Source organism: Brevundimonas albigilva (assembly GCF_023503965.1).
Classification (GTDB): Bacteria; Pseudomonadota; Alphaproteobacteria; order Caulobacterales; family Caulobacteraceae; genus Brevundimonas; species Brevundimonas albigilva.
Genome location: NZ_CP097298.1, coordinates 1636534 through 1658529 on the forward strand (window position 1 = coordinate 1636534; position 21996 = coordinate 1658529).

Here is a 21996-nt window from a genome sequence, read left to right on the forward strand (position 1 = left end):
CGGCGGCCGTCGATGGGCGGACCCTGGCCCGACGCCGCCCGCCCCGCCATCGCCGTTGCGGCGACGGCCGCGGCGCCTTCGCCAACGACCGCCCCCGTCCGTTCACGAAGCGCGAACGGACGCCCGCCTCAGCCCTTGGAGCGTCGGCGGCCCACGGCGCCCATGACCCGATCGGCGATGGCCTCGGCGTGCTTCTGGGTGAAGGCCAGGGCGGCGGGGTTGCCGCGCCGGGCGCCGACGGTGTCGGCCACGCGCGCGCCGCGTTCGCCGATCGGCTGGGGCGCGCCCGTGGTGGTGTCCATCGCCGTCTGGTGCTCGATCTCGGCGTTCAGCTCGGCCCCCATCAGGATCACCTGCACCGAGATCCAGGTCCACAGCAGGAAGCCCATCATCGCCGCCAGCGGGCCGTAGCTGTCGGTGCGCACGAAGTTGGTCAGATACCAGCTGAACAGGAAGGAGATGGTCAGGCTGATCACGGCGGCGAAGATCGCGCCCGGCGTCAGCCAGCGCCAGCGCGCCTTCTGCCGGCACGGGCCGAACCGATAGATCAGGGTCAGGGCGGCGACATAGCCCAGGAACAGCAGCGGCCAGCGCAGCGGCGCGAACAGGCCCCATTCCTCCTGCAGGCCGAACAGCCGCACCACCACCGGCACGCCCACCACCAGGGCCGAGGTAAGCAGCACGGCCAGGATGGCGCCGACCGTGAACCCCAGGCACAGCAGGTTGTAGCGGACGATGTTGCGCCGCTCGACCTCGTGATAGGCGATGTTCAGCCCGTAGAAGAGCACCTTCACCGCGCCCGAGGCGCTCCACAGCGACAGGGCCAGGGTCCAGATCAGGGTGAAGGTCAGCTGGCTGTTGGAATTCTCGGCCAGCCGCTGCATCTCGCCGCCCAGGAACTGGGCGATGCTGCCGGGCAGCAGGGCGTAGAGAAACTGCAGCCGCCCCCAGGCGTCCGCCGGATCGGCGAACAGGCCGTAAAGGGTCACGAACGTCCCCAGCAGCGGGAACAGCGACAGCAGGGTGAAGAAGGTCACGCCCCCGGCGACGAAGCCGACCCGGTCGCCCAGATAGGCGGCGCCGGTCCGCCACAGGATGTCGACCCAGCCCTTGCGCGGAATATGCTCGGGACGCTGGGCCATGCGGCCGCGGCCGGGCTCCTGGGCGTCATAGTCCTCGGGCGTGGGGTCCTTGGGCGGCAGGGGTTCGGGCCGGGGCGCCCTCAGCTCGACCCCGACCTTGTGTCCCTGGCTGTAGAGCAGGTGCGCCGCGCCGGCGCCCGCCGCCAGGCCGCCCAGCGCCGCCCCGGCGAATTTCCACAGCCGGCCGCCGCCGCCCCCTCCCTTCGCGCCCGGGGCGGAAAGGCGACGGATCAGGGCGGACAGGGGCGGACGAGACGGCTTGGCCATGGCGAGGCCAACGGCCAGCCCGCCCCCGCGTTCCGCGCCGCTTGCAATCCGCCCGTCGAAACCCCAATCACCCGGACATGACCGACCCCTTGACCCCAAAGCCCGCCGACGCCACCCCGACCCTGCTGACCGTGTGGAAGGCGGCCCAGGCCCGCCTGAAGGAAGGCCGCATCGACAGCCCGGCCATCGACGCGCGCCTGCTGCTGGAGGCGGCCGCCGGGGCCAGCCGGACCGACATCCTGACCGACCCCTACCGCGCCGTCGCCGACGATCAGCGCCAGGCCTATGAGGCGATGGTCGAGCGCCGCCTGCGCCGCGAGCCGGTGTCGCGCATCCTGGGCAAGAAGGGGTTCTGGAAGATCATGCTGAACGTCACGCCCGACGTGCTCAGCCCGCGCCCGGACACCGAGACCCTGCTGGACGTGGCCCTGCTGGCCTTCGCCCCGCACGAGGCGTTCAGCGTCATCGACCTGGGCACCGGCTCGGGCGCCATCCTGCTGGCCCTGCTCAGCGAGCGCACGGCGGCGACCGGCGTCGGGTCCGACATCTCGTCGGAGGCCCTGGCGGTGGCGCGCGAGAACGCCGCCAACCTGGACCTGAACGGCCGGGCGACCTTCCTGCGCACCGAATGGGCCGCCGGCTTCGGCGACCACAGCTTCGACCTGGTGGTGTCCAATCCGCCCTACATCCCGACCGACCACATCGCCGGCCTGGACCCCGAGGTGCGCGACCACGACCCGCACCTGGCGCTGGACGGCGGGCCGGACGGGCTCCAGGCCTATCGCGACCTGGCCCCCGAGGTGATGCGCATCCTCAAGCCCGGCGGCGTCTTCGCCGTCGAGATCGGCTGGGACCAGGGTCCGCAGGTCAAGGCCCTGTTCGAGGCGGCGGGCTTCGCCGACGTCAAGGTGGTCAAGGACCTGGCCGACCGCGACCGCGTCGTCACCAACGGCCCCGATCCGCGCGTCAATCCGATCCCGCAGGCGGAAGGCTAGGCGCGCATCGCCTCGACCGCCGCGACCAGGCGGTCCAGGTCGGCGGGCGTCGACAGGCGGTGGTCGCCGCCCGCGATCAGGTCCAGCCGCACGTCGCCGCCCGTCAGCCGCTCGACCAGCTCGACCTGATGCCGCCACGGCACCACGTCGTCGTCGCGGCCCTGCAGCACGTGGACCGGCGCGGCGATGTCGATCGCGCCGTCCAGCAGCAGCCAGTCGCGCGCCTCCTCGAACAGGCGGCGCGTCAGGACGTATTCGCCCAGCCCCTCCTCCACGATCAGGGTCTCGCCCTCGCGCAGGATGGCCTGACGTTCGTGGTCGGCCAGGCCCGGCCACATCAGCCGCTGGGTGAAGTCCTGGGCCGGATTGACAAGCACAAGGCCCTTCACGCGCTCCGGCCGCGCCAGGGCCAGCAGCAGGGCCACCCAGCCGCCCATCGACGATCCGACCGGGAGCACCGGCCCTTCCAGGCTGTCGACCAGGGCGACGGCGTCCTCGCGCCAGCGGCCGATCGTCGCCCGCCTCCAGTCGCCGGAGGACCGGCCGTGGGCGAAGTGGTCGTAGCGGACATAGTTCCAGCCGCGCGCGCGCCGCCCCATCCAGCGCCACGGCCTTGGTCCCCTCCATGTCCGAGCGGAAGCCGCCGATCCAGACCACGGTCGGGCCCTCGCCGTCGACGCGCTTGAAGGCGAGCGTTTCGCCGTCGGGGCGGGAGAGGTAATGGATGTCGGTCATGGCGCCCTTGTGCCCCGACTCCGCGCCTTCGTCATCCTCGGGCTTGACCCGAGGATCGGGCGTGACGCACACGGATGGGCAGCAGGCGGCTTCGGCCGTGAACCCGCCCGGCGTCTTTCGCGCCGCGCCCCCGATCCTCGGGCTTGACCCGAGGATGACGGAAGAAGCGATGTCCGCACCCTCCCAGCCGTCCCAGGTCCTGTTCGTCACCTCCAACCGCATCGGCGACTGCGTCATCTCGTCGGGCGTGATCCGCGAGATCGCGCGCCAGCTTCCGGGGGCGGCGATCACCGTCGCCTGCGGCCGCCCGCCCGCGCCCTTCTTCCGGTCGGCGCCCGGCGTGGTCCGCACCATCGTCCTGGACAAGAAGAAGATGGCCGGCCACTGGCTGGACCTGTGGAGACAGGTCGTCGCCACGCGCTGGGACCTGGTCATCGACATCCGCGGCTCGGCCCTGGCCTATCTGGTCCCGGCCAGGCGGCGCATCGTCTATAACCGCTCCTGGGAGACCGGCCTGCGCAAGGTGGAGATGGTGTCGCGCCTGATGGGCGCCGACCGGCCGCTGGATCCCGAGATCTTCCTGGACGACCGGGCGCGCGCCGAGGCCGCCGCCGTCATCGACCCGCAGCTGGCCGGCGGGTCCGGCCCCGGCCCCATCCTGGCGCTGGCCCCCATCGCCCACCAGCCCGGCAAGAGCTGGCCCGCCGACCGCTGGGGCGCCCTGGTCGAAAGGTTGAAGGCCGAGCCGCGCTTCGACGGCTGGCGCTTCATGCCCGTGGGCGGCCCCGGCGACCGGCCCCCGGCGACCCCGGCGCTGGAGGCGGCCGGTCCTCGCGGCATCGACTTCGTCGGCAAGGGCGACATCCTGGCCTCGGCCGCCGCCATCGACCGGGCGACCCTGTTCGTGGGCAACGACTCGGGCCTGATGCACGTCGCCGCCGCCCTGGGCCGGCCGACGCTGGGCCTGTTCGGCCCGACCGAGTGGTGGCTGTACGGGCCGTGGGGCCCCCGGACGGCGACCGTCGCCTCCAACGAGACGCGCGGCCAGTTCGCGCCGATCGAGGACCTGAGCGTCGATCACGTCTTCCAGGCCGTGCTGCAGCTGCACGACCAATATGTCGCCGGCGCGCCCTCCACCCCGACGACGCCTTGAAAATCCGGCCTTTCGCGGCCATATTGCCGGCCTTGAGGGGAACGCGGCGCTCAGCCGCGCGCTTCCGCTCATCGAATTGCAAGCCTTCATCGACCACATAAGGAAACGACGCCCATTCGCCGTCCCATGCAAGCGCCGCCCGTGAAGGACGGGCCGCGTATGAACCAGGAAATCCGCTCCCCCGCGTTCTGCTCATCGATCAGAACGGCGAAAAGCAGGAGTCATGCCGACCTCCGCCGCCCTCGAGGCCGCCGAGGAGGCGGGCATGGATCTGGTCGAGATCGTCGCCACCGCCGACCCGCCCGTGGCCAAGATCCTCGACTACGGCAAATCCGTTTCCAGGAACAGAAGAAGAAGGCCGAGCAGCGCAAGCGTCAGAAGGTCGTGGAGCTGAAGGAGATCAAGCTCCGCCCCAACATCGACACCCACGACTACGAGGTGAAGACCAAGGCGATGACGCGCTTCTTCGAGGAAGGCGACAAGGTCAAGGTCACCCTGCGCTTCCGCGGCCGCGAGATGGCGCACCCCGAACTGGGCATGAAGCTGCTGAACAAGGTCCAGGCCGACTTCGACGAGGTGGCCAAGGTCGAGTTCGCGCCCAAGATGGAAGGCCGCCAGATGATCATGATCCTGGCCCCGCGCTGATCGCGATCCGCCGCCGAACAATGGACGCCCCGGTCGAAAGGCCGGGGCGTCTTGCTTTCGATCGGGCCTTCGCGTAGAAGCCGCGCCTTCGCGTACCGAACCGCCGGGCGAACAGGCATGCCTGGGCGGTTCTTAAACTCTGGAGAGACACCCCCCAACGGGCTCAAGCAGCCCGAAGGGCGGCAGCCCCTCCAAAAAGGAGACTGAAATGCCGAAACTGAAGACCAAGTCGGGCGCCAAGAAGCGCTTCAAATTCACCGCGTCGGGCAAGGTGAAGGCCGGCGTGGCGGGCAAGCGTCACCGCTTGATCAGCCACAATTCCCAAGTACATCCGCCAGAACCGCGGCACCGCCGTCATGGCCGACGCCGACGCCAAGAAGATCAAGTCCTACATGCCCTACGCCTAAGGCGCAGGCATCGACCTCTTCTCACCGCATCGAATTTGAACTGACGCCCCTGAAGAAGTGAGCTGCCGCGCAGCGAACGTAGGGGCTTCCCGAAGGGAAATGACATCATGGCTCGCGTCAAACGTGGCGTAACCTCGCACGCCAAGCACAAGAAGGTTCTGGAACAGGCCAAGGGCTTCCGGGGCCGTCGCAAGAACACCATCCGCACGGCCAAGGCCGCCGTGGACCGCGCCGGGCAATACGCCTATCGCGACCGCCGCACCAAGAAGCGCAACTTCCGCGCCCTGTGGATCCAGCGCATCAACGCGGCCGCCCGCGTCGAAGGCTTCACCTACAGCCAGTTCATCCACGGCCTGGGCAAGGCCGGCATCGAGCTGGACCGCAAGGTCCTGGCCGCGATCGCCGCCGACGCGACCGGCTTCAAGGCCGTCGCCGACAAGGTCCGCGCCGCCCTGGCTTAAGGTTCGCCCAGGCCGCGCGCGGCGCGCGCCTGGCGGACACGCCGGCTCAAGCCGCGAGCGACCGCGTCGCGCGTACAGCGAAAAGTCCGACGCCCGCTCCGGTCTCCGGGGCGGGCGTCGTTCGTTTCAGGCGGCCGCGGCGACCGGCGCGTCGCCGGCCTCGGCCAGGACCAGGCGGATGGCGTTCAGCAGGGCGTCGGGCTGGATCGGCTTTTGCGCCACGCCGTTCATGCCGGCGGCGACGTAATCGGCCTCGTCGCGCTCGTCGGCGTTGGCGGTCAGGGCCAGGATGGGCAGGCGCGCCTGGGGTCCGGGCAGGGCGCGGATGGCGCGCGCGGCGCTGACGCCGTCCATCACCGGCATCTTGATGTCCATCAGCACCAGGTCGAAGTCGCGGGCCTGCACCGCGGCCAGCGCCTCGGCCCCGTTCTCGGCCATTTCGGCCGAGCAGCCGAACATCTCCAGCAGCTTGCCGGCCACGAAGCGGTTGGCCGCATTGTCGTCGACCACCAGGACGTGCAGCGTCTCGTGCGGCGTGGGCTCGGCGGGCGGGGCCGCGGCCGGGGCGGCGTCGGCGGCGCAGGCCGCCAGCGGCAGCGTCACCTGGAACCGCGCCCCGCCCTGGGGCGAGGTGGAAAGGCCGATCGTCCCGCCCATCCGCTCGGCGATCTGGCGGCAGATGGCCAGGCCCAGGCCCGCGCCGGCGCCCTCGCGCCCGGCCTTGCCGGTGTTGAACGGCTCGAAGATCGTCGCCGCGGCCGCGGGCGGCACGCCGGGGCCGCTGTCGTCCACGGTCAGTTCGACCGCCTGGCCCTGGGCGTCGGGGCGACGCCGGATCGTGGCGACGACCTCGCCCTCGTGGGTGAATTTCAGGGCGTTGCCGATCAGATTGTTCAGAAGCTGCTTCAGCCGCATCCCGTCGGCCATGACCCAGGACGCGTCCGGCAGGTCCGCCTCGATCCGCAGCGTCAGGCTCTTTTCCTCGGCCCGCGCCCGCCACAGGGCGTCGATGTCGCGGGCCAGCACGCCCAGGTCCAGCGGCTCCTCCTCCAGGGTCAGCATCCCCGCCGAGGCGCGCGACATGTCCAGCGCGTCGGTCAGCAGCCGCAGCAGGCTCTGGCCGGAATCGATGACGGTGCGGACATAGGGCCGCAGCTCCTCCTGCTCCAGCTTCTTCTCCATCAGCGCCGCCACGCCCAGCACCCCGTTCAGCGGCGTGCGGATCTCGTGGCTCATCACCGCCAGGAACTCGGACTTGGCGCGGCTGGAGGCGACCGCCTCGGCCTCGGCCAGGGCCAGGTCGCGGGCCAGGGCGCTCATGGCCTCGGCGCGCTGTCGGTGGACGGCCGCCCCGGCCTGGACGATCTGCAGCGCCGTGCCCACGCCGACGTAGCGCCCCCTCGACACCACGATGAAGCCGCTGAGCAGCGCCCCCAGCTGCGCCGCGCCATAGGCCTCGAAAAAGGATTCCGCGCTGGTCGAGGCGTCCGCGATCGGCGGGTCGCGATCCATCAGGCTCTCGGCGGGCTTGCGCGCATACAGGGCGCGGCCGAACTCGGCCGCCATGCGCAGGGTGAAGGCGTTGCGCTCGATCAGGCCGACCGGGCGGCCGTCGCCGTCCACCACGGCCAGCGCCAGGGTGTTGGGCTCGGCCTGGAATCGCTCGAACACCTCGGCCCCGGGCGTGCCCAGGTCCAGAGGCGGGATCATGTCGACGAAATCACCGATCAGCGGCATCCGGGCCCTCCCTGCTCGAAAGGCCGTCTAACCGTTGAAATTTAACGCCGGCTTTGCCGTTCGTGAACCTTTCGCGGCGGGTTTTCGACAGATGATCCGCCTTCGGATCAAACACGTCCCGCCTTGCGGCGCGCCCGCCACGGGCTAGGGTGCCGCCATGAGGATTTCCGCCGCCCTGTCCGCCCTTGTCGCACTGGCCCTGGCGCTCGGCCTGGCGCGCGCGGCCGACGCCCAGGACCGGCGCGTGGCCGTCACCTTCGACGACCTGCCCTATCAGGCCGCCGACGCCGCCCTTTGCGATCCGGCCAGCCTGATGCGGCTGACCACGGATTTCGTCGAGATGCTGCGGCCGCTGGACACCCACGCCACGGCCTTCGTCAACGAGGGGCGCGTCTGCGCCCCGACCCGCGCCTCGACGCTGGCGCGGGCGCTCGACCTCTGGCTGGACGCGGGTCTGGACCTGGGCAACCACACCGCCGACCACGTCAACATCCACGACATCGCCGCCGACGCCTATCTGGCGAACGTGGACGCCGGCGCCCCCGTCGCGCGGTCGGTGCTGGAGGCGCGGGGGCGTCGCCTGCACTGGTTCCGCCACCCCTTCCTGTTCACCGGCGAAACCCCGGAAAAGCATGACGCCATCGCCGCGGGCCTGGCCGCGCGGGGCTATGACGTCGCGCCGGTGACGATCGACAACAACGACTGGATGTTCGCCGACGTCTATCGCAAGGCCGAGACGCTGGGCGACGCCGACCTGATGCGCCGCATCGGCGAGGCCTATGTGGCGCACATGACCACGGTGCTGGACTTCTTCGAACCCTACAGCGCCGAACTGGCCGACGGGCGCGAGCCGGCGCAGGTTCTGCTGCTGCACGCCAACAGCCTGAACCAGGCCTTCTATCCGCGGATTCACGCCCTCTATCTGGCGCGCGGCTATCGCTTCGTGACCCTGGATGAGGCCTTGGCCGACCCGATCTACGCCCGCCCGGACGCCTATGTCCGCGCCAACGGGATATCCTGGCTGCACCGCTGGACCCACACCGAGGGCCGCCCGATCCGCTGGGAGCCCGCGCCCCCGGCCTGGATCGTGGCCGCCAACAAGGCGCCCGCCGCCGATCTCGCGGCCATCGCCGCCGCGCCCTGAACGCGCGTTGAAGGGTGACGAAGGCGCGATCGCCCGCTAAGGCACAGCGCAAATGACCGATCTCGCCCAACTCGAACTCGACCTGATCAACGCCATCGGCTCGGCCGAAAGCGTCGCCGCCGTGGAGGAGGTGCGCGTCGCCGCCCTCGGCAAGTCCGGCTCCGTCTCCGGCCTGCTGAAGGGAATGGGCGCGCTCAGTCCCGACGCGCGCCGCGAACAGGGCCCGCTCATCAACGGCCTGCGCGACCGGGTCTCGGCCGCCATCGCCGCGCGCAAGGCCGAGCTTGAGGCCGACGAACTGGATGCGCGCCTGCTGGCCGAACGGGTCGACCTGACCCTGCCGCCCCGCCCGCGCCGCAAGGGCGGGGTCCACCCGACCATGCAGGTGATGGACGAGATGGTCGCCATCTTCGCCGAGATGGGCTTCGCCGTCGCCGAAGGCCCGGACGTCGAGGACGACTTCCACAACTTCACCGCCCTGAACTTCCCGCCCAAGCATCCGGCGCGGGAGATGCACGACACCTTCTTCCTGAAGCCCGATCCCCAGACGGGCGAGCGCAAGGTGCTGCGCACCCACACCAGCCCGGTGCAGGTCCGCACCATGATGTCGCAGCAGCCGCCGATCCGCATCATCGCGCCGGGCCGCACCTTCCGTAAGGATTCGGACGCCACCCACACGCCGATGTTCCACCAGATCGAGGGTCTGGTGATCGATCGCGACATCCACATGGGCCACCTAAAGACGACGCTTCAGACCTTCATCGGCCGCTTCTTTGAACTGGACGAGGTCCAGGCCCGCTTCCGGCCGCACCACTTCCCCTTCACCGAGCCGTCGGCCGAGATGGACATCCGCTGCGACCGGTCGGGCGGCCAGCTGACGTTCAACACGGGCGACGACTGGCTGGAGATCCTGGGCTGCGGCATGGTTCATCCGAACGTGCTGAGCGCCTGCGGCCTGGACCCGAACGAATGGCAGGGCTTCGCCTTCGGCATGGGCGTCGATCGCCTGGCCATGCTGAAGTACGGCGTGCCCGACCTTCGCCCCATGTTCGACGCCGACACGCGCTGGCTGGCGCACTACGGCTTCTCGGCCTTCGCGGCCCCCAACCCTGCGAGCGGACTGTCCTGATGGCTCCCAATGCGAAGTTCGACCCGAAGGCCAAGGTCTTCGAAAACATCCAGATTTCGTTCCACGACCTGCACCGCGCCACGGTCGAAGCCGGCGACGGCGTCACCCTGACCGGCCGCACCTTCCGTAACTGCATCCTGGAAGGGCCGGCGCTGATCCTGGTCCTGCCCGGCACCCGCTTTGACCGCACCAGCTTCGGCGTGGACGACATTCGCTCGATCCTGTTCCGCCCCGTGGACGAACGTCGCGCGATCGGCGCAATCCCGGTCGCAGACTGCCTGTTCGAACAGTGCACCTTCGGCGTGGTCGGCTTCACGGGCCATCCGAACTTCATCGACGCCATGATCAACGAGTTGGGCCGACCGCAGACGCTGGGCGGAAACGCATGAAATTCACCCTCTCCTGGCTCAAGGACCACCTCGAGACCGAGGCGGACGTCCACCGGATCGCCGAGGCCATGACCATGGCCGGGCTGGAGGTCGAGGAGGTGCTCGACCCCGCCGCCAAGCTGGCCCCCTTCACCGTGGCCAAGATCGTCTCGGCCGAGCGTCACCCCAACGCCGACCGGCTTCAGGTCTGCCAGGTCGAGACCGTCGACGGCATGAAGGAGATCGTCTGCGGCGCGCCCAACGCGCGCGCGGGCCTGACGACCATCTACGCCCCCATCGGCGCCTATGTGCCCGGCCTGGGCGTGACCCTGGTGGAAAAGCCGGTGCGCGGCGTGGTGTCCAACGGCATGCTGTGCTCGGCCGCCGAGCTGGAGCTGGCCGACGACAGCGACGGCATCCAGGAGCTGCCGCCCGAGATTCCGGTCGGAACCCCAGTCGCCGGCCTGTTCGGCGCCGAACCCGTCATCGACTTCGAGGTTACGCCCAACCGCCCCGACTGGCTGGGCGTGACCGGGATCGCCCGCGACCTGGCCGCCGCCGGCGTGGGCAGGCTGAAGCATTTCGACATCGCCGTGGTGCGCGGCGGCTTCCCTTCGCCCGTCTCGGTGCGGATCGAGGCGTCCGAGATGTGCCCGGTCTTCGCCGGGCGCGTGATCCGGGGCGTCCGGAACGGCCCGTCGCCGGCCTGGCTGCAGAAGCGCCTGACCGCCATCGGCCTGCGCCCCATCAACCGCCTGGTCGACGTCACCAATCTGATCGCCTACGACCGCGCGCGTCCGCTGCACGTCTATGACCTGGCCAAGCTGTCGGGGCCCGAGATCGTGGTCCGCGCCGGCCAGGTCTCGGCCCAGACCGGCGAGGCGGAACATCTGATCGCCCTGGACGGCAAGACCTATGCCGTCCAGCCCGCCGATTGCGTCATCGCCGACGCCGCGGGCGAACGTCCCATCGGCCTGGGCGGCGTCATGGGCGGGGAATCCACCGGCTGCGACGACGACACCGTCGACGTCTTCCTGGAAAGCGCCTGGTTCGAGCCGCTGGTCATCGCCCAGACCGGCCGCGTCCACGCCATCCACTCCGACGCCCAGTACCGGTTTGCGCGCGGCGTCGATCCGGCCTCGGTCACGCCGGGGCTGGAGCTGGCGACCCGCCTGATCCTGGACCTGTGCGGCGGCGAGCCGTCCGAGATCGTCTATGTCGGCGAACCGCCCGCCAATCCGGCGCCGATCGCCTTCGATCCGGCCCATGTGAAGCGGCTGACGGGCATGAGCCTGGCCGACGACCGCATCGGGACCATCCTGGGCCAGTTGGGCTTTTTGGTTCAGGCCGCGCCGGAAGGCCAGGCCCAGCCCTGGATCGTCACCCCGCCGTCGTTCCGCCGCGACGTGGACGGCCCCGCCGACCTGGTCGAGGAGGTCGCCCGCATCGAGGGCTTCGACCGCCTGCCCGACACGCCCCTGCCGCCCGTCGCCCGCCCCGCCGGCGGCGTGCTGAACCCGCGCCAGGCCCGCGTGCGGACCGCGCGCCGGGCCCTGGCGGCCCTGGGCTACGCCGAGGCGGTCACCTGGTCCTTCACTAAGCAATCCACCGCGGCCCTGTTCGGCGGCGGCGATGAGACGCTGGTGCTGGAAAACCCCATCGCGGCCGACCTGGACTGCATGCGGCCCTCGGCCCTGCCGAACCTGATCCAGGCGGCGGCCAGGAACGCCGCGCGCGGCTTCGCCGAAGCCGCCCTGTTCGAGATCGGCCCGATCTATCTGGGCGACGGGCCGAACGATCAGCGCACCGTCGTCGCCGCCCTGGTCGCGCCCCACGCCGCGCGCCATTGGGCCGGGGCGGGCGAGGACCCGCTGTTCGCCCTGAAGGGCGACCTGACCGCCCTGCTGGAAGAGATCGGCGCGCCGGTCGCCTCGCTGCAGTTGGCGCAGGGGTCGAACCGCGACTGGTGGCACCCCGGCCGTTCGGCCCGCCTGCAGCTGGGCCCCAAGAACGTGATCGTCGAGTTCGGCGAACTGCATCCCCGCGTGCTCAAGGCGCTGGACGCCGACGGCCCGATGCTGGCCTTCGAGATCGTGCTGGACACCGTCCCCGAACCGCGCGGCAAGGGGTCCAAGGCGCGCGGCCCGGCCGACCTGGCGACCCTGATGCCGCTGACCCGCGACTTCGCCTTCGTGGTCGAGGACGCCAAGCCCGCAGGCGACCTGGTCCGCGCGGCCGCCGGCGCCGACAAGGCCCTGATCGCCGAGGTGCGCGTCTTCGACGTCTATCGCGGCAAGGGCGTGGACGACGGCTTCAAGTCCGTCGCCCTGGAAGTCGTCCTCCAGCCCCGCCAGGCGACCCTGACCGACGCCGAGATCGAAGCCCTGACCGCCAGGGTCGTCGCCGCGATCGAAAAGCAGGGCGGCAGGCTGCGGGCGTGAGGCGCTGATCGAAGGCGGCTTTCGGACGCGATCCCGAAGGCCGCCTTCGACCCATTGCGGCGTTAAACGGCAATAGCCTTATTCTGCAACGACTGGAGGACGGCGAGAGCCTTCGCCGATGAAGAGGCAAGCACAAACACATGGTCGTGGTGAAACGCCGCGACCATGTTGCAAGCAATACCCTCGTTAGCCAGCGCCGAAGCCACTGCTGCGGTTAGTCCTACGCCCTCTAAGGCAGAGAACACCTCCAGCACAATCTGCTGCATCGGGGGTGAAGGGGAAGACCGTGTTGCGCTGCGGCAGCTTCACGCAGAATCAGAGTTGCTCCCTCGTCTTCTCTGAACAGCGACAGGCTCTCGCCCCAAAGCGCGGCGACTTCGGCGTCGCTTGTGATCGAACAAAAGCGATAGGTCTCCGCATCTAGGCGCGGGGTCATGCCGCGTAGCATGGCGCCGAGGTCGCTCAAGGTTGCGGTCTGAGCAGAAGGGTTCGTCATGATTAGAGCTCACCTCGCAAGCATTGATAGAGTAGCTGCGCTCAGTGTGTGCTCGACATCTTCATAGCGACCAAGCCGGCTACGATGAGGATCGCTGCAACGACCCGCATGATAGACAACTGCTCGCCCAGGATCGTCACGCCGACAAGAAACGCCCCCACAGCCCCGACACCGGTCCAGATTGTATAAGCGGTCCCAAGAGGCAGGGTCCGCATAGCCAACGACAACAAACCGAAGCTGCCTACCATGAAGGCGATGGTTCCGATGCTCGGCCACAGCCGAGTGAACCCATCGGACTGCTTCATTAGAAAGGCCCAGACAATTTCCAGAAGTCCGGCAGCGATAAGGTAAACCCAAGCCATTGGGCGTCCTCCTGATGTGACGCCGGGCCGTCCCGGACTTATACCCATAAGGGGGAGGACGTGGCCTCGCGATGCGCCACATAGTTTTGCGAGGGCCGCAGGTCAACCGCCGCTAACCACCCTTTTGCACGGTCGTGAGGTCGGTGTTCGGCGCTGCGCAATGGCCGAGAAAGGTCGTGACGTTTCCGACGACGCCGGGGGCGCCGTTCACGGTTGAGGCAGGCGGCGCCAGACATTGTTGGCGGGATCGATAAGGCTTAGCTTGTGCTTCGGTGGCGGGGGCTCGGGCCGATGAGTGCATTCGAATTCACGTTCGGTCTGGTGTCCCTGCTGTTGGGGCTCGGCTTTGCGCATCTGGCCAACAGCTTCGCCCTGCTTGTCATGGCCGGGCCGCGCGTGCGGTGGGACTGGCTTTCGCCGCTGGCGGCGCTCGCGTGTGTTCCAATCCGGGCTGATCTTTTGGTGGTACCAGTGGTCCATCAGGGATCAGGAGGTGACATTGGCGGCCCTGGCGGTGCGCGCCGTCGCGTGTCTGGCGATCTACGTCGTGTCGGTGGCGGCTCTGCCGGCGCCGGAGGGCGAGAGCACCGATCTGCGTGAGCGGTTCGAGAGCGGTCGGCGGCTGTTTTTCGGCGGGTTCGCCTTTTTCGTCCTGCTGGTCGGGGTGGTGACGCCTATCGTGCATCGGCTGATGACGCCCGGGAGCGACTGGCCGCTGCCTTGGGAGAACATCCTGTTCATCGCCCTCTGTGTCGCCTGTATTTTTGTAGGCAGGCGTTGGCTGCACGGTCTGGTGCTGCTCGTGTTGATCATTCCCCTGGCCCTGCAATGGCTGCCCCTGAGCATCGCGGGCTAGCTGTTCCTGCGCCACCTCCGTGGAGCCCGCGGTGGGCGCTGTGCGTCGTTCCGCGGGGTCGGTCGTGACGTTCGGCGCGGCCCCGGCGCGAAGTTCCGGGTCGTAGGGCAATGACCGCGATCGACCCGCTGGCGAGGTTCAGTGACCTTCGAGCAGGCTGACCGGATTGCCTTCCGGGTCTTTGAAGCTGCATAAGCGAAGCTGATCGAAACCGGGCACAAGTTCGGGTTCGTCGATCGCAACACCCGCTTGGCCCAGCCGCGCTATCTGATCGTCTAGATCGGTCACCATGATCGATATGGCGGTCGTGCTGCTGTCGTTGTTGTCTAGCACCTGAAAAAGCACGCCGTCTCTCAAGTCCCATTCATGGCAAGTCGGCATGGGGCGGCGATCCCACCGGCGTCCGAGAAAAGTCGCCCACCAAGCCGATTGAGCATCGAAGTCTTTGGCGTTGATACTGAGAAACACCTGAGCGACCTTCATGCGATCCTCCAGCTGCTGCTTCGGGGTAACGACGGGCTTTTTCAGTCGTTCCACTGTGACGATACGTCCATTCCCCAGTCCGCTGTTCACCCATAAGCTGAAGTTCGGAGCATCCGATCTCCGGACGGATGGCCGATATCCGCTTTCAGCGCCGAAACCTTTGACCGAAATCGACCCATTGCGGACCTTTCGGTGAAAATCGATTTGGTCGATGACTAAGGCGCAGCCGCCCTGCCGCTGGATTGAAGCTGGTAGTTGCTCTGTTGCTGGACAAGCAAAGGGGCCAAAGTTTCGTCCGGCATCAAGAAGCCGACGATTAACCCTGCCGAACCATTTTCGAACGGATGATCGCAGCTACCGCGCGCCTTCAACCTAAGCGTCACGATCGCTCGGTCGAAATCGCCTGCTACCACGCGGCGAACGCGCGCCGTCAGCCCGTTAAGGTAAAGGCTGTCGTCATCTTCAGGCTCAATTTCCACGTCCAGAGCGATGGCCCCAGCAGGCAGCATTGGAGGAGCAGCCGAATGGACCAGAGCGCGATGATTGCCGATCCAACGACACGCTGATGCTGGATTCGCGAAGCCGACGAGCCCTGCGACAACTATAGCGGCGATCAACTTCACCGGTGGTACTCCATCTTGCAGATGTGACACCGTCAATGGCGGCTACCCACCCCTAGCTGAAGATGGTCAGCTCTCCACCCGGACAGCGGGGGCCGCTTTCGGGTCTGAAGCCTAGGCCGAAATCGACCCGTTTGAGACATCGGGTCAGCGATCAAACGCCATTCGTGATCTCGGCGATGAAGCCATCGATTACACCCGCCCCAAACTCACCAGCTATGCGCGCCACTACCAATGCGAGAAAGATCAGAGCAGCCGTCTTGAGGGGTTTGTCGCCCAATGGAGCCAACACGGCTTTCATCTCTCGTCTCCAGTTTCTGACGGCAAAGACTACTTAGGGCGCAAGTCTCCTGTCCACCCGTTGCAGACTCGTGCGACGTCGGCGCCCCACCCCTCCAATCCGCCCCCCGTAAGGTCCGGTTAACCTTGAAGCCGCAAGGCTGCCGCAAAGGTCGGGGACGGTGCAGCGAAGACCGGCGCGCCAGCCGGCCGTCCTCTCGCCGCCTCTCGGAGCGTCCCCCATGCATCGCCGCCAAATGATCCTTTCCGGCCTCGCGACCGCCGCCGGGGCCTCGTCTCTGACGGCCTGCGCCTCGGCGCCGGCGCGCGATCCCAACTATCCGATCCGTTCGGACCAGAACGCCCAGGCCTACACCTTCGACGAACTGGTCGCGGCCGGCTCGCGCGAGCTGGGCATCGCCGCCGAGGTCGTGGGCGGCGCCATCGAGCGCGTCTTCGCCGATCAGGGCGACCGCCCCACCGCCTATATCGCGGGCGAGGAGGGTTCCGGCGCCGTCGTGGTCGGCGCCCGCTACGGCCGCGGCGCGCTGCACATGAAGGATCTCAGCGCCTCGCAGGAAGTCTTCTGGCAGGGCGCCTCGATCGGCTGGGACTGGGGCGGCAACGCCAGCCGGGTCTTCACCCTGGTCTATGGCCTGTACCACCCCGACATGATCTATCGCCGCTATCCGGGGGTCGAGGGGTCGGCCTATCTGGTCGCCGGCCTGGGCGTGAACTATCAGCAGGCGGACGGCATCGTCCTGGCCCCCATCCGCACCGGCGTGGGCCTGCGCCTGGGCGCCAACGTCGGCACCATGAGCTACAGCCGCCAGCGCAACCTGCTGCCGTTCTAGGCCGAACGCTTGGCGGCCAGGGTGACCGCCTCGATCTTGTTGCCGTCGGGGTCGCGCACGAAGGCGCCGTAGTAGTGGGCGTCGTAGTCGGGCCGCAGGCCCGGCGCGCCGGCGTCCGTCCCGCCGTTCTCCAGCGCCGTGCGGTGGAACCGGTCCACCGTGTCGCGGTCCCGCGCTGCGAAGGCGACGTGGCCGCCGTTCCCGGCCGCGGCCTCGCCGCCGTCGGACGGCGTCTCCAGGCTGAACATGATGTCGCTGACGCCATAGTCGACGGCCCGGTCGCTGCTCTGGATGCAGCGCCAGCCGACGACCGCCAGGACGGGATCGTAGAAGGCCTTGGCGCGGCGGGCGTCGCGCGTGCCGAACGAGACGTGGTGGATCATGGGGCGCTCCCTTGGCGGACGCCCCCTCAAGCCGTTCAGGCGGCCGATCGTTCCGGCGTCGGCGTCAGCATCGCGCCCAGCCCCTCGCGCCAGGTCGGATAGGCCGGCCTCCAGCCCAGCTCGGCCTTGGCCAGGGCGTTCGAGACCCGTTTGGAGTCCAGATAGAAGCGCCGCATGGCGTCGCTCACCGCCGGGTCGTCCAGGTCGATCTCGGGCGGGCGCGGCAGGCCCATGCGGGCGGCGGCCCACTCCATCACCACGTCCGCCGGCGCGGGCGCGTCGTCGGTCAGGTTGTAGGCCGCGCCGGGACGGGGCCGGTCCATCGAGGCGAACAGGCCCGAGACCACGTCGTCCACATGGATGCGATTGAACACCTGGCCGGGCTTCCGGACGATCCGGGCGGAACCGTCGCGCAGGCGGTCCACCACGCTGCGGCCCGGCCCGTAGAAGCCCGGCAGGCGGAAGATCTGCAGCGTCAGCCCCATGCCCCGCGCCCCGTCCAGCCAGTCGCGCTCGGCCCGCACGCGGCGCGCGCCCTCCAGGCTGGCGGCGTTCAGCGGCCCGCCCTCGAACACCCAGCCGCCGGCCCGGTCGCCATAGACGCTGGTGGAGGAGACATAGCCGATCCAGTCGGGCCAGGCGTCGCCCGCCAGCGGCCCCAGGGCGCGCAGGGCCGGGCAGCCTTGGGCGTCGGGCGCGGCCGTGACCAGGACCGCCGTGGCCGCTTCCAGCGCCGTCTTCAGCGCCCCGGCGTCGGCCGGATCCAGCGCCGCGACGCCCTCGGCCTCCAGGGCCCGGCGCCGTTCGGGGTCGCGAGACGTCGCCGTCGCCCGCCCGCCGCGCCGCAGCGCCTCGCGCGCCGCCGCCCGGCCCAGGTAGCCGCCGCCGAAAACCAGCAGGGACGGGGCGGAGGGGACGTCGGGCATGGCGAACACGGGCGAATTCGGACTTGGGATCAGGCGGACAGGGCGTGGGCGGATTGCGGCGGTTGCGGCCGCGCGTCCTGTTTCAGCGCCTCGGCCCGGCCGCAGTTCCAGGCCGAGACGCACGGGATGCGGCTCATCTCGGCCCGGTCGGCGTAGCGGCGCGCGATCTCGGTCACGTCCTGCATCAGCCCCTCCGCCAGGGTGATCGGCTTCAGGCCCAGTTCGCGGAACTGGTCGTTGGCGACCACCAGCTCGTTCTCGTCGGCCTCCTGGCGGGGATTGGGCACGTTGCGGATCTCGGCGCCGGTCATGTCGGCCACCATCCGGGCCAGGTCGCGCACCCGCCGGCTCTCGGTCATCTGGTTCAGGATCTTGACCCGCTCGCCGCGCTTCGGCGGGTTCTTCAGCGCCAGTTCGACGCAGCGCACCGTGTCCTGGATGTGGATGAAGGCCCGCGTCTGCCCCCCGACCCGTGCACCGTCAGCGGGTATCCGACCGCCGCCTGCATCAGGAACCGGTTCAGCACCGTGCCGTAGTCGCCGTCATAGTCGAACCGGTTGATCAGCCGCTCGTCCCTGCGGGTCTCCTCGGTCTGGGCGCCCCAGACGATGCCCTGGTGCAGGTCGGTGATCCTGAGCGCGTCGTTCCGGGCGTAGAACTGGAACAGCAGGGCGTCCTGCGTCTTGGTCATGTGATAGATGCTGCCCGGGTTCGGCGGGAACAGGATTTCCTGCTCGGCCGGGCCGTTGTCGGTGTCGACCGTGACCTTCAGATAGCCCTCGGGGATGCGCAGGCCGGCGGTGCCGTAGCCATAGACCCCCATGGTCCCCAGGTGCGCCAGGTGCACATCCAGCCCGCTGTCGACGATGGCGGCCAGCAGGTGGTTGGTGGCGTTTATGTTGTTGTCGACGGTGTACAGCTTGTGCCGCGCCGACTTCATCGAATAGGGCGCGGCGCGCTGTTCGGCGAAATGCAACACGCTGTCGGGCGCCAGGTCGCGGATCAGGGCGACCAGCCGGTCGAACTCCTTGCCGACCGTCATGTTGACGAAGCCGATCTCGCGGCCCGAGACCTCCTTCCAGGCCCTGATCCGCTCGCCCATGGTGCGGATCGGCGTCAGGGACTGGACCTCCAGCTCGTTGTCGATGTTGCGCCGGCTCAGGTTGTCCACGATCGTGACGTCCCACCCGCGCGCCGACAGATGCAGCGCCGTGGGCCAGCCGCAGAAGCCGTCGCCGCCAAGAACCAGGACACGCATGGGAATAGCCTTTCAACCGGATCGCGCCCTGCCTAACGCACCAGGGGCCGCACGGCAAAGCGCAGCGGTTTGACGCACGCCGGGCCGCGATCCGTCGAATACCCCTTGGAAAGCGCCGACGCACACGCTAAGTCATCGCTGTCTCCCACTCAAACGCAGCCTTGCGGGTCACGCGCCCGACTGTCCGCGTCTTGAGGCGACATGACGGTCGGCCCCGCAAAGGACCGGCGCACCATCGGGCGACGACGGCATTCCGAACACATCGACAATCGGGGATCGGCCCCGAGCGAGACGGAACGACGAAACGGACGGAACCCGGCTCTCGACGACCCGGCCTTCCGCCCCTGCACACGGTAGCGCGAATGAGAGATTTCAAGGGCATGAAGCGTCAGCGTGGACGCAACCGCAACAAGGCGGGGGCGAACAACGCGAACAACGCCAATCCCAACCGGTCCTGGGACTCGCAAGGTCCCGAGAACATCAAGGTCCGCGGCAACGCCCAGACCGTGTACGAGCGCTATCAGCAGCTGGCGCGCGACGCCGCCTCGTCCGGCGACCGCGTCCTGGCCGAGAACTACCAGCAGCACGCCGAACACTATTACCGCGTCCTCAGGGCGCTGCAGCCGCAGCGGTCCTTCTCCGACATCGCGGCGCGCGAACTGTCGAACCAGGGCTTCGACATCGACTTCGAGGACGAATCCGGCGCCCAGGCCGCCGCCTTCCTGGCCGCCCAGCAGGCCGCCGAGCGCCAGGCCCAGGAAGCGGCCGACCGCGCCGAACAGCGCGACCAGAACCGCGACCGCGACCAGGGTCGGGACCAGAATCGCGATCAGAACCGCGACCAGAACCGCGAAGCCGGCGACGACCGCGAACCCCGCGCCGAGGGCGAGGGCGGCCGGCGCGAAAGCCGGCGCGAACGGTGGGAACGCCGCCGCGAGGAACGCAACCGCCGCTTCGAGACCGCGTCCGACGATCAGGCCGAAGGATCGACCGACGGCCGGCCCGAGGCGCGCGACGCCGCCGCTTCGGATCAGGGCGCCCAGCCGCCCGCCCCCGCCCCTTCGGCGGACGCGGCGCCGTCCGGCGACGCGCCTTCGCCCGCGCGCGAGGAGGCCCCGGCCGAGCGGCCCCGTCGCGGTCGCCGTCCGGCCGCCGCCGCGCCGTCCGACGACGACGCGCCCGCCGCCCTTCCCGGCTTCCTGACCCGCGCGCCCGTCGCGACCGAGGCGGCCGCCGAGCAGGAGCCCGCCCCCCGCCGTCGCGCGCCGCGTCGTCGCAAGGCCGAGGTCGCCGACAGCGAGGGCTGATCGCAACCTCGACTGGCGTCTTCACCGAAACGCAACCCTTGCGCGCAATCCTCTCTCCGTGAGGTCCGGCGCGAGGGAGGCCGTCGATGGCAGCGTTGTGGAGCCTGTCGCGAGGACGCGGTCGCTCGGCGCCCCGTCCCGCCCCGCTCGGAGCTGACGCGGCCGAGGACGCCGCGCCGACGCAGGCCATCGCCCTGGCCCTGACAGGCCCTGGCCGCGACCGAGCGCGACCGCGACCGTCTGGCGGCCGAGGCGACGGCCCGCACCGCCTTCCTCCTGGCCCTGTTGGGACCTGCGGGGCCCGCTTCACACCCTTTCGGGCTTCGCCCAGCTGCTCGAGATCAACGCCGGCTCGGACCCGCTCAGCCCGCGGCAGACGCAGGCCGTGCGCGAGATGGCGCGCGCCGCCGCCGAACTGGCCGGACGCCTGGACGAGGCGGGGGCCTGCGCCGACGCCCATCGACCGCTGCCCCCCGGCCGTTCCGCGCCGCGTCGACCTGCGGCTGGCCGCGCGCCTGGCCTGCGACGGCCTTCACGGCCGCGCCCAGGCGGCGGGCGTCGAGCTGGAATGCGGTCCGCCGACGGCCGGCCTGTGCGCCCTGGCGGATCCGCAGCGGCTTCAGGCCGCGCTGCGCGCCCTGATCGACGACGCCCTGCGCCACGCCGCCCCCGGCGAGGTCGTGCGTCTGGATGTCGAACGGCGCGGCGACCGCATCCAGCTGACGCGGACGACCCGGACCCCGCCCGGACGCCCCCGGTCCCTGACCGACGCCGTCGACGCGGAGGGCCGGCTGCGCCCCGGCCTGGGCCTGGGCGCGGTTCAACGGCTGGCGGAATCGATGGGCGGGACCCTGGAGCCGTCGCGCGCCGCCCCCGGGCCGACGCTGCGCCTGAGCCTGCCCGCGGCCGAGGCCGCCTTACCCCGCCCCCGCATCCGGCTGGCCCTTTACGCCGGCTCGGGCCCGGCCGAATCGCCCTGCTGCGCCACGCCGCCGTCCGCATGGACTTCAGCCTGCAGGTGGCCGAGACGCCCGAGGCGGCCCTGACGCTGGCGCGGGCCCTGCGGCCGGACGTGGTGCTGGTCGACGCCGGCCCCGCGCCCAGGGCCGCCGCGCGGCTGCGGCGACGGCTGGCGGAAGTCCATGCGGACGGCCTTCCCCCGCCGGTCGTGGCCCTGACCGAGGCCGGCGCGGACGGCCGCGCGCCCGCCCTGCTGGCGGCCGGTTTCGACGCCCTTCTGGCCCGGCCGCTGGACCTCGAAGCCCTGGCCGAAACCCTGGCCCAGACCCTGACCCAGACCCTGGCCGCCCTGCCGTCCCGCGTCGACGACGTCGGTCGCGCCCTTGACGCGGAGGCCGCGCGCGAGGCCTAAGGAACGCTTCCGCCGCAAGGCCCGACGAACGGAGGCACCATGCGCCCCCCGCCCGGCATCTCCTGTCGCCCGCCCTGGTGGCGGCCCCCTGCTGGCGCTGGTCGCCGCCTGCGCCACCCCGCCGCCTCCGCCGCCGCCGCCGCCGCCCGCCAGCGCGGGCGCGGGCGGATCGTCCG

Annotated in this window: 25 protein-coding genes and 2 pseudogenes; 14 read left to right on the forward strand and 13 right to left on the reverse strand. The window is 69.9% G+C overall.

The window, feature by feature from the left end; all coding sequences use genetic code 11:
* Positions 1-128 precede the first annotated feature (128 nt).
* Positions 129-1409 (reverse strand): YihY/virulence factor BrkB family protein, encoded by a 1281-nt coding sequence (locus MU852_RS08725; RefSeq protein ID WP_249749269.1) that lies wholly within the window; start codon positions 1407-1409, stop codon positions 129-131.
* Between the two features lie 77 nt (positions 1410-1486).
* Between MU852_RS08725 and prmC the strand changes: the two genes are divergently transcribed.
* Positions 1487-2404, forward strand: coding sequence for a peptide chain release factor N(5)-glutamine methyltransferase (gene prmC, locus MU852_RS08730; protein WP_249749270.1), 918 nt, complete (start codon positions 1487-1489; stop codon positions 2402-2404).
* Here the strand turns inward: prmC and MU852_RS08735 are convergent.
* Positions 2401-3003, reverse strand: a complete 603-nt coding sequence (locus MU852_RS08735) for an alpha/beta fold hydrolase (RefSeq protein ID WP_249749271.1) — start codon at positions 3001-3003, stop codon at positions 2401-2403. The genes prmC and MU852_RS08735 overlap by 4 nt on opposite strands.
* Positions 3004-3308: 305 nt before the next feature.
* Between MU852_RS08735 and MU852_RS08740 the strand changes: the two genes are divergently transcribed.
* From MU852_RS08740 to rplT, 4 genes and pseudogenes are all read left to right on the forward strand, one after another.
* A complete protein-coding gene (locus tag MU852_RS08740) occupies positions 3309-4292 on the forward strand; it encodes a glycosyltransferase family 9 protein (protein ID WP_249749272.1) in 984 nt (327 codons plus the stop codon).
* A gap of 126 nt (positions 4293-4418) precedes the next feature.
* Positions 4419-4937: pseudogene (gene infC / locus MU852_RS08745) on the forward strand (translation initiation factor IF-3).
* Positions 4938-5145: 208 nt separating this feature from the next.
* Positions 5146-5344, forward strand: a pseudogene (gene rpmI, locus MU852_RS08750) (50S ribosomal protein L35).
* A gap of 107 nt (positions 5345-5451) precedes the next feature.
* Positions 5452-5805, forward strand: a complete 354-nt coding sequence (gene rplT, locus MU852_RS08755; protein ID WP_249749273.1) for a 50S ribosomal protein L20 — start codon at positions 5452-5454, stop codon at positions 5803-5805.
* A 126-nt stretch (positions 5806-5931) separates the two neighbouring features.
* On the opposite strand, the gene MU852_RS08760 is transcribed toward rplT, so the two are convergent.
* Positions 5932-7542, reverse strand: a complete 1611-nt coding sequence (locus MU852_RS08760; protein WP_249749274.1) for an ATP-binding protein — start codon at positions 7540-7542, stop codon at positions 5932-5934.
* A 157-nt stretch (positions 7543-7699) separates the two neighbouring features.
* On the opposite strand from MU852_RS08760, the gene MU852_RS08765 reads away from it, so the two are divergent.
* Genes MU852_RS08765 through pheT form a run of 4 tightly spaced genes read left to right on the forward strand, consistent with a single transcriptional unit; the run spans position 7700 to position 12624 of the window.
* Positions 7700-8686: a polysaccharide deacetylase family protein gene (locus MU852_RS08765; protein ID WP_249749275.1), complete on the forward strand. Its 987-nt coding sequence runs from the start codon at positions 7700-7702 to the stop codon at positions 8684-8686.
* Between the two features lie 52 nt (positions 8687-8738).
* Positions 8739-9815 (forward strand): phenylalanine--tRNA ligase subunit alpha, encoded by a 1077-nt coding sequence (pheS, locus tag MU852_RS08770; protein ID WP_249749276.1) that lies wholly within the window; start codon positions 8739-8741, stop codon positions 9813-9815.
* Positions 9815-10204, forward strand: a complete 390-nt coding sequence (locus tag MU852_RS08775) for a hypothetical protein (protein ID WP_249749277.1) — start codon at positions 9815-9817, stop codon at positions 10202-10204. The genes pheS and MU852_RS08775 overlap by 1 nt, the downstream gene beginning before the upstream one ends.
* Positions 10201-12624, forward strand: coding sequence for a phenylalanine--tRNA ligase subunit beta (pheT, locus tag MU852_RS08780; protein WP_249749278.1), 2424 nt, complete (start codon positions 10201-10203; stop codon positions 12622-12624). Before MU852_RS08775 ends, pheT begins: the two co-directional genes overlap by 4 nt.
* Positions 12625-12686: 62 nt before the next feature.
* Here the strand turns inward: pheT and MU852_RS08785 are convergent, their stop codons facing one another.
* Genes MU852_RS08785 through MU852_RS08795 form a run of 3 tightly spaced genes read right to left on the reverse strand, consistent with a single transcriptional unit; the run spans position 12687 to position 13482 of the window.
* Positions 12687-12890 carry an ACT domain-containing protein gene (locus MU852_RS08785; protein WP_249749279.1) on the reverse strand — a complete coding sequence of 68 codons (204 nt, stop codon included), beginning with the start codon at positions 12888-12890 and terminating at the stop codon, positions 12687-12689.
* Positions 12854-13120 carry an ACT domain-containing protein gene (locus MU852_RS08790; RefSeq protein WP_347342284.1) on the reverse strand — a complete coding sequence of 89 codons (267 nt, stop codon included), beginning with the start codon at positions 13118-13120 and terminating at the stop codon, positions 12854-12856. The genes MU852_RS08785 and MU852_RS08790 overlap by 37 nt, the downstream gene beginning before the upstream one ends.
* 41 nt (positions 13121-13161) lie before the next feature.
* Positions 13162-13482 (reverse strand): DMT family transporter, encoded by a 321-nt coding sequence (locus MU852_RS08795; protein WP_249749280.1) that lies wholly within the window; start codon positions 13480-13482, stop codon positions 13162-13164.
* Positions 13483-13981: 499 nt separating this feature from the next.
* Here MU852_RS08795 and MU852_RS08800 point away from each other — a divergent pair, with 499 nt between their 5' ends.
* Positions 13982-14338, forward strand: a complete 357-nt coding sequence (locus MU852_RS08800; protein WP_249749281.1) for a hypothetical protein — start codon at positions 13982-13984, stop codon at positions 14336-14338.
* A gap of 138 nt (positions 14339-14476) precedes the next feature.
* Here MU852_RS08800 and MU852_RS08805 read toward each other — a convergent pair whose 3' ends face one another.
* The 3 genes from MU852_RS08805 to MU852_RS08815 all read right to left on the reverse strand — a co-directional run bounded on the left by MU852_RS08805 (position 14477) and on the right by MU852_RS08815 (position 15742).
* On the reverse strand, positions 14477-14875 hold the full coding sequence (locus MU852_RS08805; protein WP_249749282.1) for a VOC family protein: 399 nt from the start codon (positions 14873-14875) through the stop codon (positions 14477-14479).
* A 161-nt stretch (positions 14876-15036) separates the two neighbouring features.
* Positions 15037-15444 (reverse strand): hypothetical protein, encoded by a 408-nt coding sequence (locus MU852_RS08810; RefSeq protein WP_249749283.1) that lies wholly within the window; start codon positions 15442-15444, stop codon positions 15037-15039.
* A gap of 151 nt (positions 15445-15595) precedes the next feature.
* A complete protein-coding gene (locus tag MU852_RS08815) occupies positions 15596-15742 on the reverse strand; it encodes a hypothetical protein (protein ID WP_249749284.1) in 147 nt (48 codons plus the stop codon).
* Positions 15743-15962: 220 nt separating this feature from the next.
* On the opposite strand from MU852_RS08815, the gene MU852_RS08820 reads away from it, so the two are divergent.
* Positions 15963-16574 carry a DUF1134 domain-containing protein gene (locus MU852_RS08820; protein WP_249749285.1) on the forward strand — a complete coding sequence of 204 codons (612 nt, stop codon included), beginning with the start codon at positions 15963-15965 and terminating at the stop codon, positions 16572-16574.
* Here MU852_RS08820 and MU852_RS08825 read toward each other — a convergent pair.
* The 4 genes from MU852_RS08825 to MU852_RS08840 are packed head-to-tail and all read right to left on the reverse strand — an operon-like array spanning position 16571 to position 19141.
* Complete coding sequence (locus tag MU852_RS08825; protein ID WP_249749286.1) at positions 16571-16957, reverse strand: VOC family protein; 387 nt, start codon at positions 16955-16957, stop codon at positions 16571-16573. The two genes, MU852_RS08820 and MU852_RS08825, sit on opposite strands and share 4 nt — an antisense overlap.
* Before the next feature lie 35 nt (positions 16958-16992).
* Positions 16993-17883: a Rossmann-fold NAD(P)-binding domain-containing protein gene (locus MU852_RS08830; protein WP_249749287.1), complete on the reverse strand. Its 891-nt coding sequence runs from the start codon at positions 17881-17883 to the stop codon at positions 16993-16995.
* Between the two features lie 29 nt (positions 17884-17912).
* A complete protein-coding gene (locus MU852_RS08835; protein WP_249749288.1) occupies positions 17913-18311 on the reverse strand; it encodes a Rossmann-fold NAD(P)-binding domain-containing protein in 399 nt (132 codons plus the stop codon).
* Positions 18287-19141: an NAD-dependent epimerase/dehydratase family protein gene (locus MU852_RS08840; protein WP_249749289.1), complete on the reverse strand. Its 855-nt coding sequence runs from the start codon at positions 19139-19141 to the stop codon at positions 18287-18289. Before MU852_RS08840 ends, MU852_RS08835 begins: the two co-directional genes overlap by 25 nt.
* 362 nt (positions 19142-19503) lie before the next feature.
* On the opposite strand from MU852_RS08840, the gene MU852_RS08845 reads away from it, so the two are divergent.
* The 3 genes from MU852_RS08845 to MU852_RS08855 all read left to right on the forward strand — a co-directional run bounded on the left by MU852_RS08845 (position 19504) and on the right by MU852_RS08855 (position 21820).
* On the forward strand, positions 19504-20448 hold the full coding sequence (locus tag MU852_RS08845; protein ID WP_249749290.1) for a DUF4167 domain-containing protein: 945 nt from the start codon (positions 19504-19506) through the stop codon (positions 20446-20448).
* A gap of 86 nt (positions 20449-20534) precedes the next feature.
* Positions 20535-21494 carry a sensor histidine kinase gene (locus MU852_RS08850; RefSeq protein ID WP_249749291.1) on the forward strand — a complete coding sequence of 320 codons (960 nt, stop codon included), beginning with the start codon at positions 20535-20537 and terminating at the stop codon, positions 21492-21494.
* A complete protein-coding gene (locus MU852_RS08855) occupies positions 21449-21820 on the forward strand; it encodes a DNA-binding transcriptional response regulator (protein ID WP_249749292.1) in 372 nt (123 codons plus the stop codon). Before MU852_RS08850 ends, MU852_RS08855 begins: the two co-directional genes overlap by 46 nt.
* Positions 21821-21996: the final 176 nt, after the last annotated feature.